Raw genomic sequence first — 13418 nt, forward strand, 5'->3', positions numbered from 1 at the left:
CAGCGTCGTGCGTCTTCCGCGGCTAGCCCCCCTCCACCGCCAGCGGCCGTCGGGACGGCCGTCCGCATTGGACTTGTGAGGACTCACGTGAGCTCGAAACCCGTCGTACTCATCGCTGAAGAGCTGTCGCCCGCGACCGTCGACGCGCTCGGCCCCGACTTCGAGATCCGGCACTGCAACGGCGCCGACCGAGCCGAGCTGCTCCCCGCCATCGCCGACGTCGACGCGATCCTGGTCCGTTCCGCCACCAAGGTCGACGCGGAGGCCATCGCCGCCGCGAAGAAGCTCAAGGTCGTCGCGCGAGCCGGCGTCGGCCTGGACAACGTCGACGTCTCCGCCGCCACCAAGGCCGGCGTGATGGTCGTCAACGCCCCGACCTCCAACATCGTCACGGCCGCCGAGCTGGCCTGCGGTCTGCTCGTCGCCACCGCGCGCAACATCCCGCAGGCGAACGCCGCGCTGAAGAACGGCGAGTGGAAGCGCAGCAAGTACACGGGTGTCGAGCTGGCCGAGAAGACGCTGGGTGTCGTGGGCCTGGGCCGCATCGGTGCCCTCGTCGCGCAGCGCATGTCCGCCTTCGGCATGAAGGTCGTCGCCTACGACCCCTACGTGCAGCCCGCGCGGGCCGCGCAGATGGGCGTCAAGGTGCTGTCCCTGGACGAGCTGCTCGAGGTCTCCGACTTCATCACCGTCCACCTGCCCAAGACCCCCGAGACCCTCGGCCTGATCGGCGACGAGGCGCTGCGCAAGGTCAAGCCGAGCGTGCGCATCGTCAACGCGGCCCGCGGCGGCATCGTCGACGAGGAGGCGCTGTACTCGGCGCTCAAGGAGGGCCGCGTCGCGGGCGCGGGTCTGGACGTGTACGCCAAGGAGCCGTGCACGGACTCCCCGCTGTTCGAGTTCGACCAGGTCGTGGCGACCCCGCACCTCGGCGCCTCGACCGACGAGGCCCAGGAGAAGGCCGGTATCGCCGTCGCCAAGTCGGTGCGCCTCGCGCTCGCCGGTGAGCTGGTGCCGGACGCGGTGAACGTCCAGGGCGGTGTCATCGCCGAGGACGTCAAGCCGGGTCTGCCGCTCGCCGAGCGCCTCGGCCGCATCTTCACCGCGCTCGCGGGGGAGGTCGCGGTCCGGCTGGACGTCGAGGTCTACGGCGAGATCACCCAGCACGACGTGAAGGTGCTGGAGCTGTCCGCGCTCAAGGGTGTCTTCGAGGACGTCGTCGACGAGACGGTGTCGTACGTCAACGCGCCGCTGTTCGCGCAGGAGCGTGGCGTCGAGGTGCGGCTGACCACCAGCTCCGAGTCCGCCGACCACCGCAACGTGGTGACCGTGCGCGGCACGCTCGGCAGCGGCGAGGAGGTGTCGGTCTCCGGCACGCTGGCCGGCCCGAAGCACCTGCAGAAGATCGTCGCGGTCGGCGACTTCGACGTCGACCTCGCCCTCGCCGACCACATGGTCGTCCTGCGCTACGAGGACCGCCCGGGTGTCGTCGGCACCGTCGGCCGCATCCTCGGCGAGGCGGGCATCAACATCGCCGGCATGCAGGTCGCCCGCGCGGCGGTCGGCGGAGAGGCGCTGGCCGTCCTGACCGTGGACGACACGGTGGGCTCCGCGGTTCTGGCCGAGGTCGCGTCGGAGATCGGGGCGACGTCGGCCCGCTCGGTGAACCTGGTCTGAGTCGCCGTTGAGCAAAGCGCCGGGCGGGCTGAGGAGTTCTCAGCCCGCCCGGCGCCTTTGTCCGGAGGTGTGAGGCTCAGGCCGCGGCCTCCTCTGCTGCGCCGGCCTCCGGTGCCGGAGTCTCCCGGACGTGGATCCGGCGCAGGGTGGCAGCCGCCCCGACGGCCGCGAGAGCCAGCAGCACCGCCCCCGCGATCGCCGCGCCGTGCATGCCGGTCGTGAACGCCTCCCGGGCCGCCGTCGCCAGGGCGTCACCCGTGCGCCCCGGCAGCCGGCCGGCGACCGCGAGCGCGCCGCCCAGGGTCTCGTGGGCCTCGGCCGGGGCCGAGGACGGCATCTCGTGGCGGTAGACCGCCGTACCGATGGAGCCGAGGACCGCCATGCCCAGCGCGCCGCCGAACTCCTGGCCGGTCTCCAGCAGGGAGGAGGCGGCGCCCGCCCTCTCCACCGGGGCCGCGCCCATGGCCAGGTCGGTCATCTGCGACATCACCATGACGATGCCGGAGGCCAGGACGCCGCAGGCGGCGAGGACGAGCCAGAGGGAGTCCGTGCCGGCCAGGGCCAGCAGGCCGTAGCCCGTCGCGGCGATCGCGAAGCCCGCGGTGACCACGTAGGCGCGGTTGACGCCCTTCTGGACCAGGGCGGTCGCGATCGGGGCCGCCATGCCGATCGGCACCGAGGGCAGCAGCGCCCACAGGGCCGCCTCCATCGCGCTCTTGTCGAGCACCGACTGCAGGTACTGCGTGGTGAAGAACGCCGAACCCATCATCGCGAACGCGGAGACGAGGTTCAGGACCACCGCGGGGGCGAAGCCCCGGCCACGGAACAGGGCCGGCAAGATCATCGGCGAGGCGGCCGTGCGCTGGCGGTGGACGAAGAGGGCCGCGAAGACCAGGCCGACGGTGACCGAGACGACGTACTGCGGGTGCCAGCCCTCGGACGGGATCTCCTTGAGGCCGTAGATCACGGGCAGCACCGCCGCCATCGACAGCGGCACGCTCACGAAGTCGAAGCGGCCGGGCTCCGGGTTCTTCGACTCGGGGAGCAGGACCGGGCCGAGGACCAGCAGCAGGGCCATCGCGGGCAGGTTGACGAGGAAGACCGAGCCCCACCAGAAGTACTGGACCAGCACACCGCTCAGCACGGAGCCCAGTGCGATGCCGCCGGTCATCACGCCGGACCAGATGCCGATCGCCTTCGCCCGCTGCCCGGGGTCCGTGAACATCGTGCGGACCAGCGCCATCGTCGACGGCATCAGGGTCGCCCCGCCGATACCGAGGACCGCGCGGGCGGCGATCAGGGTCTCGGCGCTGTTCGCGTAGGCCGCCACCAGGGAGGCGGCCCCGAAGGCGGCGGCGCCGATCAGGAGCAGCTTGCGGCGTCCTATGCGGTCGCCCAGCGAGCCCATCGTCATCAGCAGGCCGGCCAGGACGAAGGCGTAGATGTCGAAGATCCACAGCTGCTGGGTGCCGCTCGGCTCCAGGTCCGCGCTGATCGCCGGGATGGCGAAGTAGAGGACCGAGACGTCCATGGAGACCAGCAGCAGCGGAAGCATCAGTACGCAGAGCGCGGTCCATTCGCGCCGACCGGCGCGTCCGGCGGGGGAGTCGGTGCTCGTCGAGTTCGTCATGCCGATGACTGTACGAGCGTCTTAAACGCTTGTCTAGAACGCTTGTATAAGTCATGCGTCTAGGACAGGTGTATGAATCGGCGGTAGGGTGGTCCGCATGGGACATCGTGAGGATCTGCTGGAAGGCGCCAAGCGCTGCCTGCTGGAGAAGGGCTTCCTGCGCACGACCGCGCGGGACATCGTCAAGGAGTCGGGCACCAACCTGGCGTCGATCGGCTACCACTACGGGTCGAAGGACGCGCTGCTGGTGCAGGCGTACGTCTCGCTGATCGAGGGCGTGGGGGAGAGCTTCGATCCCGGCCTGGGCGGGGAGGTGACGCAGCCCCCGGGATCGCTGGAGCGGTTCCACGAGATGTGGGCGAGCATCATCCGAGCCGTCCCCGAATCGCGGGCGATCTGGCTGCTGAGCTTCGAGCTCATCCTCCAGGGCGACCGGATCCCGCAGGTGCGCAAGCTGCTGGCCGAGGCGCAGGAGGAGGGTCGATCGGGCCTCGTGTCCATGTTCAGCGGCGTTCCGGAGCCCGACCTCGACAAGGAGGCCGTCGAGACCGAGGGCCGCTTCTACCAGACCCTCCTCAACGGCCTCATGGTCCAGTGGCTCTTCGACCCGGACTCGGCGACCACCGCGGAGCAGCTCACCGAGGGGCTGCGGCGGACGATCGCAGGAGCCGCGAAGAGCTGACCCTGGCGTCCCGCGGCTCCGGCGTCCGGTCCGCGAAGTGCCGTACGACGGCCGGGTCGTGGCAGCTGGACAGACGGCCGAGGTCCAGCTCGTCCCGGAGGCCGGTGAGCGGGTTCGGGTCCACGGACCTCACGGTGGGCTTCAGCCGGCCCTGCATCACCACGGCCCACCACGGTGTCCTGACCGTCCCGGCCGACCAGGCGATCTGTATCGGCTCCGGCGGCAGCCAGGAGGGCAAGGCCACGGTGCAGGACGGCGGAGCGCTCGCCGTCTCGGACGCCCGGATCACCGGAGCCGTCACCGCCGACGGAGCCTCGCTGTCACCGTCTGCCGGTCGAAGCTCACCGGGCCCCTCACCGTCGAACACAGCACCGGCTACGTACGGATCGGCGAGGACACGACGGCCTGCGCGGGCAACGTCATCCGGGGTCCGCTGACCCTGGACGCCGACACCGGCGGCGTCGGGGCCGCCGGCAACTCGGTGACCGGGGCCGTGAACATCACCGGCAACAGCGGCAGCGGCCTGCTGCCCGAGGAGGCCACACCCGCGTTCGAGGGCAACCGGGTCAACGGCCCGCTCTCCTGCGACGGCAACGAACCCGCCCTGAACCAGAGCGACAACACGGTGAGCGGGCCGCGGTCCGGGCAGTGCAGCTGACTGGGCCGGCTGCCTGATGCCGGCGCCGGCGGCTACAGCCGGGACCCCTTCAGCGCCATGTGCAGCAGCAGCCGGTCCTCGCCGTCGTCCAGGTCCAGGCCCGTCAGCTGTTCCACGCGGGAGAGGCGGTAGTAGAGGGTCTGGCGGTGGATGCCCAGCTCCGCCGCGGCGCGGCCGGCCTGGCCCGCGCGGTCCAGATAGACCTCGGCCGTGCGGGCCAGTTCCTGGTGGGCGGAGGAGAGGAGGGGCGCGACGGCCGGGTCGTGGGGGGCCTCCGCGGGCAGCGCGGTCAGCAGGCGGTACGGGCCGATGCGCCGCCACTCGGCCACGGGCCCGAGCCGCGGCTCGGCCAGGGCGGCGCGCGCGGCGGCGGAGGCCTCCTGCCAGACCGTGCCCAGTTCGGCGAGTCCGGTGCGGGGTTCGCCGACACCGGCGGCCGCCCTGGCCGCACCCGACCGTGTCCCCTCCGCCTCCTTGAGCAGCCGTGAGGCCGCCGTCAGCGCGGGTACCGCGACATCCGTCGAGCGCAGCCGCACCAGGATCGCGAGGCTCTGACCGGCCGTTCCCCACGGCACCGTACAGAGGGCCGTGGCGTGCGGCACCGTACGCGGCGACGGGGCCTGCTCCGGGTCGGCCGAGGGCCACGGGGCGATGCAGACCACCGTGTGGGGGGCGTCCGCGCGAGTCCCGAGGGCGGTGCGGAGCTCCCTCACCGCCGAGTCCCGCTGCCACCCGCTCTCCGCGGTCAGCACGGCCCGCAGCTCCCGGCTCAGACCCGCCCCCGCCTGTGCCTCGTCGGCGAGCAGGGCGCCGATCCGCCCCGTCACCTGCATGGCGGCGGCCAGCTGCGCGTCCGTCGGACCCGGGTCGTAGTCCAGCAGCCAGACGTAGCCGAGGACGACACCCCGATGGCGTACCGGCAGACAGATGCGGCCGCGGTAGACGCCTGCCTCCGGGGTCGGCGGGATCCGTACCGGTCCCGTCGCGCGCGTGATGCCGAAGCCCTCGAACCACGCCCGCACCGTCGCCGTGGAGCGCCGGGTCAGGATCGAGCGGGTGCGCACCGGGTCCAGCGCCGAGGGATCCAGGTCGCCCTCACTGTCGTACGCACCGAAGGCGATCAGCTCGAAGTCCCGGTTCTCCAGGGTCGCGGGCGCCCCCAGCAGCTCCGAGATCTCGTCCACCAGCTCCTGGTAGTCGCCCACGCTCTTGAAGGATGGAGTATCCGCCGCCACTCGGGCATTCTCGCGCATTTCCGCGCCGCTTCATACATCTGTCTGAGATCCAGTGCACGGATGCGTGACAGCTGTCGATGGCCGACGATCGGAGAGATCCTTAGGTTTCACGGTGGTTCTCCGTGCCGTACCCGAATCGTCGGGGGGCGGCCGTTTTGGTGCTTGTCTGTGGAGGTGCCCCGTGCTGGGTCCCGTGATTCTCGCCGCGTCGCGCAGCGACCGGATGCGACGCCTGATCTCGGCGGCCCCGGTGACCAAGCAGGTCGTCGACCGCTTCATCCCGGGTGAGACCGTCGACGACATCGTCCCGATCATCAGGGACCTGACGGCCAAGGGCCTGGAGCTGACGATGGACGTCGTCGGCGAGGACATCACCACCCCCGAGCAGGCCACCGCCGCCCGGGACGCCTACCTGCTGCTGATCGACCGGCTGCGCGAGCTGGAGCTCGGCGAGAAGGTCGAGATGTCCGTCAAGCTGTCGATGTTCGGCCAGGCCCTGGAGGGCGGCCACGAGCTGGCGCTCGCCAACGTCCGCCCCGTCGTCGTGGCCGCCGCCGCCATCGGTACGACCGTCACGCTGGACGCCGAGGACCACACCACCCTGGACTCGATGTTCGCCATCCACGAGGAGCTGCGGAAGGACTTCCCGCAGACCGGCTGCGTCATCCAGGCCTACCTCTTCCGCACCGAGGCCGACGCCCGCCGCCTCGCCGAGGCCGGCAGCCGCGTCCGCCTCGTGAAGGGCGCCTACAAGGAGCCCGCCGAGGTCGCCTACCAGCAGAAGCACGAGATCGACAAGGCCTACGTGCGCATCCTGAAGACGCTGATGGAGGGCGAGGGCTACCCGATGATCGGGTCCCACGACCCGCGCCTCATCGCCATCGCCCAGGAGCTGGCCCACCAGGCCGGGCGCAAACTGGACGAGTACGAGTTCCAGATGCTCTACGGCATCCGCGGCGAGGAGCACCTGCGCCTGGCCGCCGAGGGCCACCGCATGCGCGTCTACACCGCTTACGGCACCGACTGGTACGGCTACTTCATGCGCCGTCTCGCGGAGAAGCCGGCCAACCTGCGCTTCTTCCTCCGGTCGATGGTCAGCAAGGGCTGAGCCCGAACACCCGCTCACGTACAAGGAGTTACGGATCTCATGGACGCTGTGACCCAGGTCCCCACCCCCGTCAACGAGCCGGTGCACGGCTACGCCCCCGGCTCGCCCGAGCGCGCCCGCCTGGAGGTCAAGCTCAAGGAGCTGGCCGAGAACCCGATCGACCTGCCGATGACCATCGGCGGCGAGCGGCGGATGGGTGGCGGCGAGACCATCCAGGTGGTCCAGCCGCACAACCACAAGGCCGTCATCGGCACCCTGCGCAACGCCACCCAGCAGGACGCGCAGGACGCCGTCGACGCGGCTCTGGCCGCCGCGCCGGCCTGGCGTGCGATGTCCTTCGACGACCGCGCGGCGATCATCCTGCGCGCCGCCGAGCTGCTGTCCGGCCCCTGGCGCGAGACCATCGCCGCCTCCACCATGCTGGGCCAGTCCAAGACCGCCCAGCAGGCCGAGATCGACACGCCCTGCGAGCTGGTCGACTTCTGGCGCTTCAACGTCCACTACGCCCGCCAGATCCTCGCCGAGCAGCCCCCGGCGAACTCCCCGGGTGTGTGGAACCGCATGGACCACCGCCCGCTGGAGGGCTTCGTCTACGCGATCACGCCGTTCAACTTCAGCGCCATCGCGGGCAACCTGCCCACCGCGCCCGCGCTGATGGGCAACGTGGTCGTGTGGAAGCCGTCGCCCACCCAGACCCACGCCGCCGTCCTCCTCATGCAGCTGCTGGAGGAGGCCGGTCTGCCCAAAGGCGTCATCAACCTCGTCACCGGTGACGGAATCGAGGTCTCCAAGGTGGCCCTGGTCCACCGCGACCTCGCCGGCATCCACTTCACCGGCTCGACCAAGACCTTCCAGTACCTGTGGAAGACGGTCGGCAACAACATCGAGAAGTACCGCTCCTACCCCCGTCTGGTCGGCGAGACCGGCGGCAAGGACTTCCTCGTCGCCCACCCGAGCGCGGACCGCGCCGTCCTGAAGACCGCCCTCACCCGCGGTGCCTTCGAGTACCAGGGCCAGAAGTGCAGCGCGACCTCCCGCGCCTACATCCCGGCCTCCATCTGGAACTCGGGCTTCAAGGAGGAGTTCGCGGCCGAGGTCGACTACCTGACCATGGGTGACGTCACCGACCTGTCGAACTTCATCGGCGCCGTGATCGACGACCGTGCCTTCGCCAAGAACAAGGCCGCGATCGACCGCGCCAAGGAGGACCCGACCTGCACGATCGTCGCGGGCGGCACCTACGACGACTCGGTCGGCTACTTCGTCCGCCCGACCGTCATCGAGTCCACCGACCCGGAGAACGAGATCTTCCGCACCGAGTACTTCGGTCCGGTCCTCGGCATCCACGTCTACGAGGACGACAAGTACGACGAGATGCTGGAGCAGATGGAGTCGGTCTCCGACTACGCCCTGACCGGCGCCGTCATCTCCAACGACCGCGCGGCCGCCGCGTACACGATGGAGAAGCTGCGCTACGCGGCCGGCAACTTCTACATCAACGACAAGTCGACCGGCGCCGTCGTCGGCCAGCAGCCCTTCGGCGGCGGCCGCGCCTCCGGCACCAACGACAAGGCCGGCGCCCCGCAGAACCTGATGCGCTGGACCCTGACCCGGGCCATCAAGGAGACGCTGGTCCCGCCGACCGACTACACGTACCCGCACATGGGCTGACCCCCAGCCCCCCCCGAACGACGGGCCGGGAAGCCTGACATCCGAGCAGGCTTCCCGGCCCGTTTCCAATGCTCCGGTCCCGTCCTCCCGCCCCACACTGGACCCATGACGGTGACGACGGACGACGGAGTACGGCTGTGGGCGGAGCGGTCGGGCGGTGCGGGTGATCCGCTGGTGCTGTGCCACGGCGGGCCGGGCCTGTGGGACATGTTCGGTGACGTGGCCGGGCTGCTCGCGGACATGACCCCGGTGATCCGCTGGGACCAGCGCGGCTGCGGGCGGTCGGAGCGGTGCGACGGGCCGTGGACGAGCGAGCGGTTCGTCGCGGACCTGGACGCCGTACGACGGCACTTCGGGCTGGAGCGGATGGCGCTGCTCGGCCACTCCTGGGGTGCGCAACTGGCGCTGAGCTACGCCCTGGCGCATCCGGACCGGGTCGGCTCGCTGGTGTACGTCGCGGGCACGGGCATCGGCCCGGACTCCGACTGGTACGGCGCCTACCACCACAACTTCCTCGCCCGCCTCGCCGACCACCCCGAACGCCTGTCCCGCTGGCGCGAGTTGACCGCCCGCACCGAGCGCACGCAGGAAGAGGAGCGGGAGCGGGCGGTCCTGCAGTGGTCCGTGGAGTTCGAGGACCGGGACGGAGCCCTGGAGCCCGCCGGGCGCATGGCCGACCCGTGGTTCGGGATCAACTCCGAGTCCAACACGGTGCTCAACGAGGAACGCAAGCGCATCTGGGGCACCCCGGAGCTGTACACCGCCTGCCAGACGCTCGACGTGCCGGTGCTGATCATCGACGGTGCCCGGGACATCCGGCCGCGCACGGCCGTCGACTCCCTCGCCGTGGCCCTGCCCCACGCCCGCCGGGTGATCCTCCCGGACGCCGGGCACCTGCCGTGGGCGGAGGACCCGCAGGGCTTCCGGGAGGTGCTCAGGCGGCCGGCAGATTTCGGCCGAGAAAGTCGCGCATGAGCGCGGCGATCTGGTCCGCGTGCGTCTCCAGGGCGAAGTGCCCGGCCGGGAGGAGGTGCACCTCGGCCCTCGGCAGGTCCCGCTGGAAGGCGAGCGCGCCGGCGGGCACGAAGATCGCGTCGTGCGCGCCCCAGACCGCGAGCAGCGGTACCTGGCTGGTGCGGAAGTACTCGTGGAAGGCCGGGTACAGGGCGATGTTGGAGCCGTAGTCGGAGATCAGGTCGAGCTGGATCTCCGTCTGGCCGGGCCGGGCCATCCGTGCCGTGTCGTGCTCGTACGCGTCCGGGCTGACCAGTGACGGGTCCGGCACCCCGTGCACGTACTGCCACTTGATCCCGTCCGGGCTGATCAGCTCCCTGACCTGCTCCTCGGTCTGCGGCGTCCGCTCCGCGACCAGTGCGAGCACCGGCGCCCAGGCCTGCTCGCCGAGCCCCTCCTCGTACGCGTTGCCGTTCTGCGTGACGATCGCCGTCACCCGGTCGGGGTGGGCGAGGGCCAGGCGCAGGCCGATCGGGGCGCCGTAGTCCTGGACGTAGAGGGCGAACTCCTTCAGCCCCAGCTGCTCGGTGAACTCGCCGGTGATCGCGGCCAGCTCGTCGAAGCGGTAGGCGAACTCCGCGGCCGCCGGGGTCGCGGACCGGCCGAAGCCGATGTGGTCGGGGGCGATCACCCGGTAGCGGTCGGCGAGCAGCGGGATCAGCTCACGGAACATGTGCGAGCTGCTCGGGAAGCCGTGCAGAAGCAGCAGGACCGGGGCGTCCTCCGGGCCCGCCTCGCGGTAGTACACGTCGAGGCCGCGGACGGTGACGGTGCGGTGGTGAACCTGGTGAATCGACATGGCAGCAGTCCACCACGGCCACCTCTAACCAGTCAAGAGACTTTTAATGGTTAGGTGCGATGCTTGCTCCATGACGCTTCGCCTGCGCACCGCCCACACGGCCGACCTCGACCCCGCCGACCTCCGCGCCGCCCGCGCCCTCCTGGGCGAGGCCTTCGACGGGGACTTCACCGACCAGGACTGGGACCACGGCCTCGGCGGCATGCACGCCCTCGTCCACGACGGCGCCGGTCTCGCCGCGCACGGCTCGGTCGTGATGCGGCGGATACGGCACCAGGGGCGCTGGCTGCGGACCGGATACGTGGAGGCCGTCGCCGTACGGGCCGACGTGCGCCGCACCGGGCTCGGCGGGCGGGTGATGGCCGAGCTGGAGCGGATCGTCGACCGGGCCTACGACCTCGGCGCGCTCTCCGCGAGCGAGGACGGCGCCCCGCTCTACACGGTCCGCGGCTGGCAGCAGTGGAGCGGGCACGTGTGTGCCCTCTCGCCGGACGGCATCGTCCGTCTGCCGGAGGAGGAAGGGGGCGTCTACGTCAGGCCCGCCCTCGCCGGCCCCCTGGACCCGGCCCACCCGCTCGTCCTCGACTGGCGCGACGGGGACCTCGCCTGACGGCACCTCAGGCCGACGAGCGTCCGCTGTACAGGTTCGGTATGGCGAAGTCGTACAACTCCCCAGGGCGAATGAAGGTTTGCCTGCCGAACGTGTGACCATTCAGGGTGAGGTTCGTTGGGTGTGGTGACGAGTTCTTCGATGTCGATGGGGGTGTGGGGTGGGCGGGCTGCGGAAGTTGGCGGATCCGTTCGTGGTTCCCGCCCCCGCCGGAGTGGCGATCCGGGCCCGGCTGCGGGTGTCGGAGTCGGACGCGGCGGTGCTGCGCGAGGTCGGGGCGTTCCTCGGTTCGCTGGCCGCTGGTGACCTCGCGGCGCGCTCCAGGCAGGGACTGTCTCACGATGCCTCCGCGTGGGCGGTGCGGAAGCGGAATCTGTCCGGGGTCTCGTCGGCACGGTGGGCGGGCAGTATCACCAAGGCCACGCATGACCAGTGGGCGCTCGCGCGGCGTGGCCAGCTGGCCGAGATGGGATGGCTGCGCGGGCAGATCAGGCAGATCGAGGCCCGCCTCGCCCGGCCTCTGGGCGCCAAGGCGGACAAGCGGGCCGACCTGCCGCGCGGATACGGCTCCCGGACGGAGTGGCATGCCAAGTCCCGCCGTCTGAACGCCTTGCGGGACCGGCTGGCGAGGCTGGAGGCGGACTGGGCGGCGGGCCGGGTGCACGTGGTGCGCGGCGGCAAACAACTCGCCCGATTGCGTCACCACTTGGGCGAGGCCGGGCTCACCGAGCAGGCGTGGCAGGAGCGGTGGCGGGCGGCGCGGATGTTCCTGGCCGCCGACGGGGAGTCCGGCAAGCGTTTGGGTAACGAGACCATCCGCATCACCGACACCGGACAGGTTGCGATCAAGCTCCCGGCCGCGCTGGCTCACCTGGCCAATGCGCCGCACGGCCGGTACGTGCTGGAAGCGACCGCTACGTTCAGGCACCGGGGTGAGGAGTGGGCGGATCGGATCACCACCAACCGGGCGGTGGCCTATCGCCTCCACCACGACGTCCTGCGGGGTCGCTGGTATGTGACCGCGTCCTGGCAGCGCCCCCCGCCCCCGGTGCTGCCGCTGGAGGCGGCCCTGGCTCGGGGCGTGGTGGCGGTCGACATGAACGACGACCACCTTGCCGCCTGGCAGTTGGACGTGCACGGCAACCCCGTCGGCGAGCCCCGGCGCTTCTTCTACGACCTGTCCGGCAGCACCCAGCACCGCGACGCCCAGATCCGCCACGCCCTGACCCGGCTGCTGCACCACACCCGCCAGTGCGGTGCCGTGGCGATCGCCATCGAGGACCTCGACTTCGCCGACGGCAAGTGCCGGGAGAAGTACGGCCGTAACAAGCGGTTCCGCCACCTGATCTCCCGCTTCCCCACCGCCAGGCTGAAGGCCCGGCTGGTGGCGATGGCCGCCGAACAGAGGGTTGCGGTCGTCGCGGTGGATCCGGCCTACACCTCCCGATGGGGCGCCCAGCACTGGCAGCAGCCCCTCACTAGCAACAACCGCCACGTTTCCCGCCACGACGCGGCAGCCGTGGCGATCGGACGACGCGCCCTCGGGTATCCGATCCGGCGACGGACGGCACCGCCCCTTGCCCACCAGAGCGATGGGTACGGGCATCGGACCGCCCAGGCCAGACCGGACACTCGGCGGTGTGAGGAAGCCCGCCCCCGCATTCCCGGACCACGCACGAGATGCGTGCCGCCCGGTAGCGGCGCGGAAGCGGGTGACCAGCGTGCCCAACACCGTTCGGAGCACGCGGCTGAGCATGCGTCCTGGCACCAGGACCCGACTCCCGCTCGGCCTCCAGGAACGGTTGCCTGCACGGGTCCCAGCCCAGTAGACGTCCGGACTGGCCGCGACGACGGCGATACAGGCGCTCATCCACGAGTGGCGATCACTCCGCCTCCGTACGGCGAAGTCGCAGGTCACGGCGGTGTGACCTGATCTGCCGTCTCAGATAGTAGGAAGTCCGAGTAATTGTGCAGACAGGTGCGAGCAGCTCCCGTACTTTTGTAGGAGCCGAACGTCTCGCTCGATCCAGCGAATGGCGGTCGTGAGCGGGCCATAGCAGGTAACCCCTGCGGCCAGAGCTCCCCGCCCCTTCCGGCGTCTCGTCGTAACCCTTCCCTCTGCGCTCCAGGCTTGCCGAAGGAGTCGATTTCCCATGGCCGAGACGACCGTCCGCCGCCGAGTCCGCCACGTGTCCCGCACGAGCGAGTCCGAGCGCCAGAACGCCGCCGCCGCCCTCCAGCGCGCCCTCGACCGCCGCGACAACGGCGGCGAGACCGGCCACTGAGCGGCCGAAGCCGCCACTGATCCGGGAGCCGCACCCCCATGGTGCGGCG

General features: G+C 70.9%; 13 protein-coding genes. 9 read left to right on the forward strand and 4 right to left on the reverse strand.

What is annotated here, in order from left to right; translation table 11 throughout:
• The first annotated feature begins 87 nt into the window (after nucleotides 1-87).
• Entirely contained in the window at nucleotides 88-1677 is a 1590-nt protein-coding gene (gene serA, locus ACIF83_RS33445; RefSeq protein ID WP_393480569.1) for a phosphoglycerate dehydrogenase, read from the forward strand.
• Nucleotides 1678-1753: 76 nt separating this feature from the next.
• Here the strand turns inward: serA and ACIF83_RS33450 are convergent, their stop codons facing one another.
• A complete protein-coding gene (locus ACIF83_RS33450; RefSeq protein ID WP_399732525.1) occupies nucleotides 1754-3307 on the reverse strand; it encodes an MFS transporter in 1554 nt (517 codons plus the stop codon).
• Nucleotides 3308-3404: 97 nt separating this feature from the next.
• Here ACIF83_RS33450 and ACIF83_RS33455 point away from each other — a divergent pair, with 97 nt between their 5' ends.
• Nucleotides 3405-3989 (forward strand): TetR/AcrR family transcriptional regulator, encoded by a 585-nt coding sequence (locus tag ACIF83_RS33455; protein ID WP_393480564.1) that lies wholly within the window; start codon nucleotides 3405-3407, stop codon nucleotides 3987-3989.
• Here the strand turns inward: ACIF83_RS33455 and ACIF83_RS33460 are convergent.
• Nucleotides 3943-4290: a hypothetical protein gene (locus tag ACIF83_RS33460; protein ID WP_399732529.1), complete on the reverse strand. Its 348-nt coding sequence runs from the start codon at nucleotides 4288-4290 to the stop codon at nucleotides 3943-3945. The genes ACIF83_RS33455 and ACIF83_RS33460 overlap by 47 nt on opposite strands.
• 192 nt (nucleotides 4291-4482) lie before the next feature.
• On the opposite strand from ACIF83_RS33460, the gene ACIF83_RS33465 reads away from it, so the two are divergent.
• Nucleotides 4483-4647 (forward strand): hypothetical protein, encoded by a 165-nt coding sequence (locus ACIF83_RS33465; protein WP_398139786.1) that lies wholly within the window; start codon nucleotides 4483-4485, stop codon nucleotides 4645-4647.
• 32 nt (nucleotides 4648-4679) lie between these two features.
• Here the strand turns inward: ACIF83_RS33465 and ACIF83_RS33470 are convergent, their stop codons facing one another.
• Complete coding sequence (locus ACIF83_RS33470; RefSeq protein ID WP_399732533.1) at nucleotides 4680-5900, reverse strand: PucR family transcriptional regulator; 1221 nt, start codon at nucleotides 5898-5900, stop codon at nucleotides 4680-4682.
• A 163-nt stretch (nucleotides 5901-6063) separates the two neighbouring features.
• Between ACIF83_RS33470 and ACIF83_RS33475 the strand changes: the two genes are divergently transcribed.
• The 3 genes from ACIF83_RS33475 (at nucleotide 6064) to ACIF83_RS33485 (ending at nucleotide 9636) form a co-directional block, all read left to right on the forward strand.
• Nucleotides 6064-6990, forward strand: coding sequence for a proline dehydrogenase family protein (locus ACIF83_RS33475; RefSeq protein WP_399732536.1), 927 nt, complete (start codon nucleotides 6064-6066; stop codon nucleotides 6988-6990).
• Between the two features lie 39 nt (nucleotides 6991-7029).
• Nucleotides 7030-8661 carry an L-glutamate gamma-semialdehyde dehydrogenase gene (gene pruA, locus ACIF83_RS33480; RefSeq protein WP_393480550.1) on the forward strand — a complete coding sequence of 544 codons (1632 nt, stop codon included), beginning with the start codon at nucleotides 7030-7032 and terminating at the stop codon, nucleotides 8659-8661.
• 105 nt (nucleotides 8662-8766) lie between these two features.
• Nucleotides 8767-9636, forward strand: coding sequence for an alpha/beta fold hydrolase (locus ACIF83_RS33485; RefSeq protein ID WP_398139783.1), 870 nt, complete (start codon nucleotides 8767-8769; stop codon nucleotides 9634-9636).
• On the opposite strand, the gene ACIF83_RS33490 is transcribed toward ACIF83_RS33485, so the two are convergent.
• Nucleotides 9596-10474, reverse strand: a complete 879-nt coding sequence (locus ACIF83_RS33490; protein ID WP_393480545.1) for an alpha/beta fold hydrolase — start codon at nucleotides 10472-10474, stop codon at nucleotides 9596-9598. The genes ACIF83_RS33485 and ACIF83_RS33490 overlap by 41 nt on opposite strands.
• Before the next feature lie 70 nt (nucleotides 10475-10544).
• Between ACIF83_RS33490 and ACIF83_RS33495 the strand changes: the two genes are divergently transcribed.
• From ACIF83_RS33495 to ACIF83_RS33505, 3 genes are all read left to right on the forward strand, one after another.
• A complete protein-coding gene (locus ACIF83_RS33495) occupies nucleotides 10545-11084 on the forward strand; it encodes a GNAT family N-acetyltransferase (RefSeq protein ID WP_399732542.1) in 540 nt (179 codons plus the stop codon).
• Between the two features lie 193 nt (nucleotides 11085-11277).
• The gene (locus tag ACIF83_RS33500; RefSeq protein WP_399732545.1) at nucleotides 11278-13017 is read left to right on the forward strand and encodes an IS200/IS605 family accessory protein TnpB-related protein; all 1740 of its coding nucleotides are present in this window, start codon (nucleotides 11278-11280) and stop codon (nucleotides 13015-13017) included.
• 220 nt (nucleotides 13018-13237) lie between these two features.
• Nucleotides 13238-13369: a hypothetical protein gene (locus tag ACIF83_RS33505; protein WP_145883508.1), complete on the forward strand. Its 132-nt coding sequence runs from the start codon at nucleotides 13238-13240 to the stop codon at nucleotides 13367-13369.
• The last annotated feature ends 49 nt before the right edge of the window (nucleotides 13370-13418 follow it).

It is taken from the genome of Streptomyces sp. NPDC085866 (genome assembly GCF_044541035.1).
GTDB lineage: Bacteria > Actinomycetota > Actinomycetes > Streptomycetales > Streptomycetaceae > Streptomyces.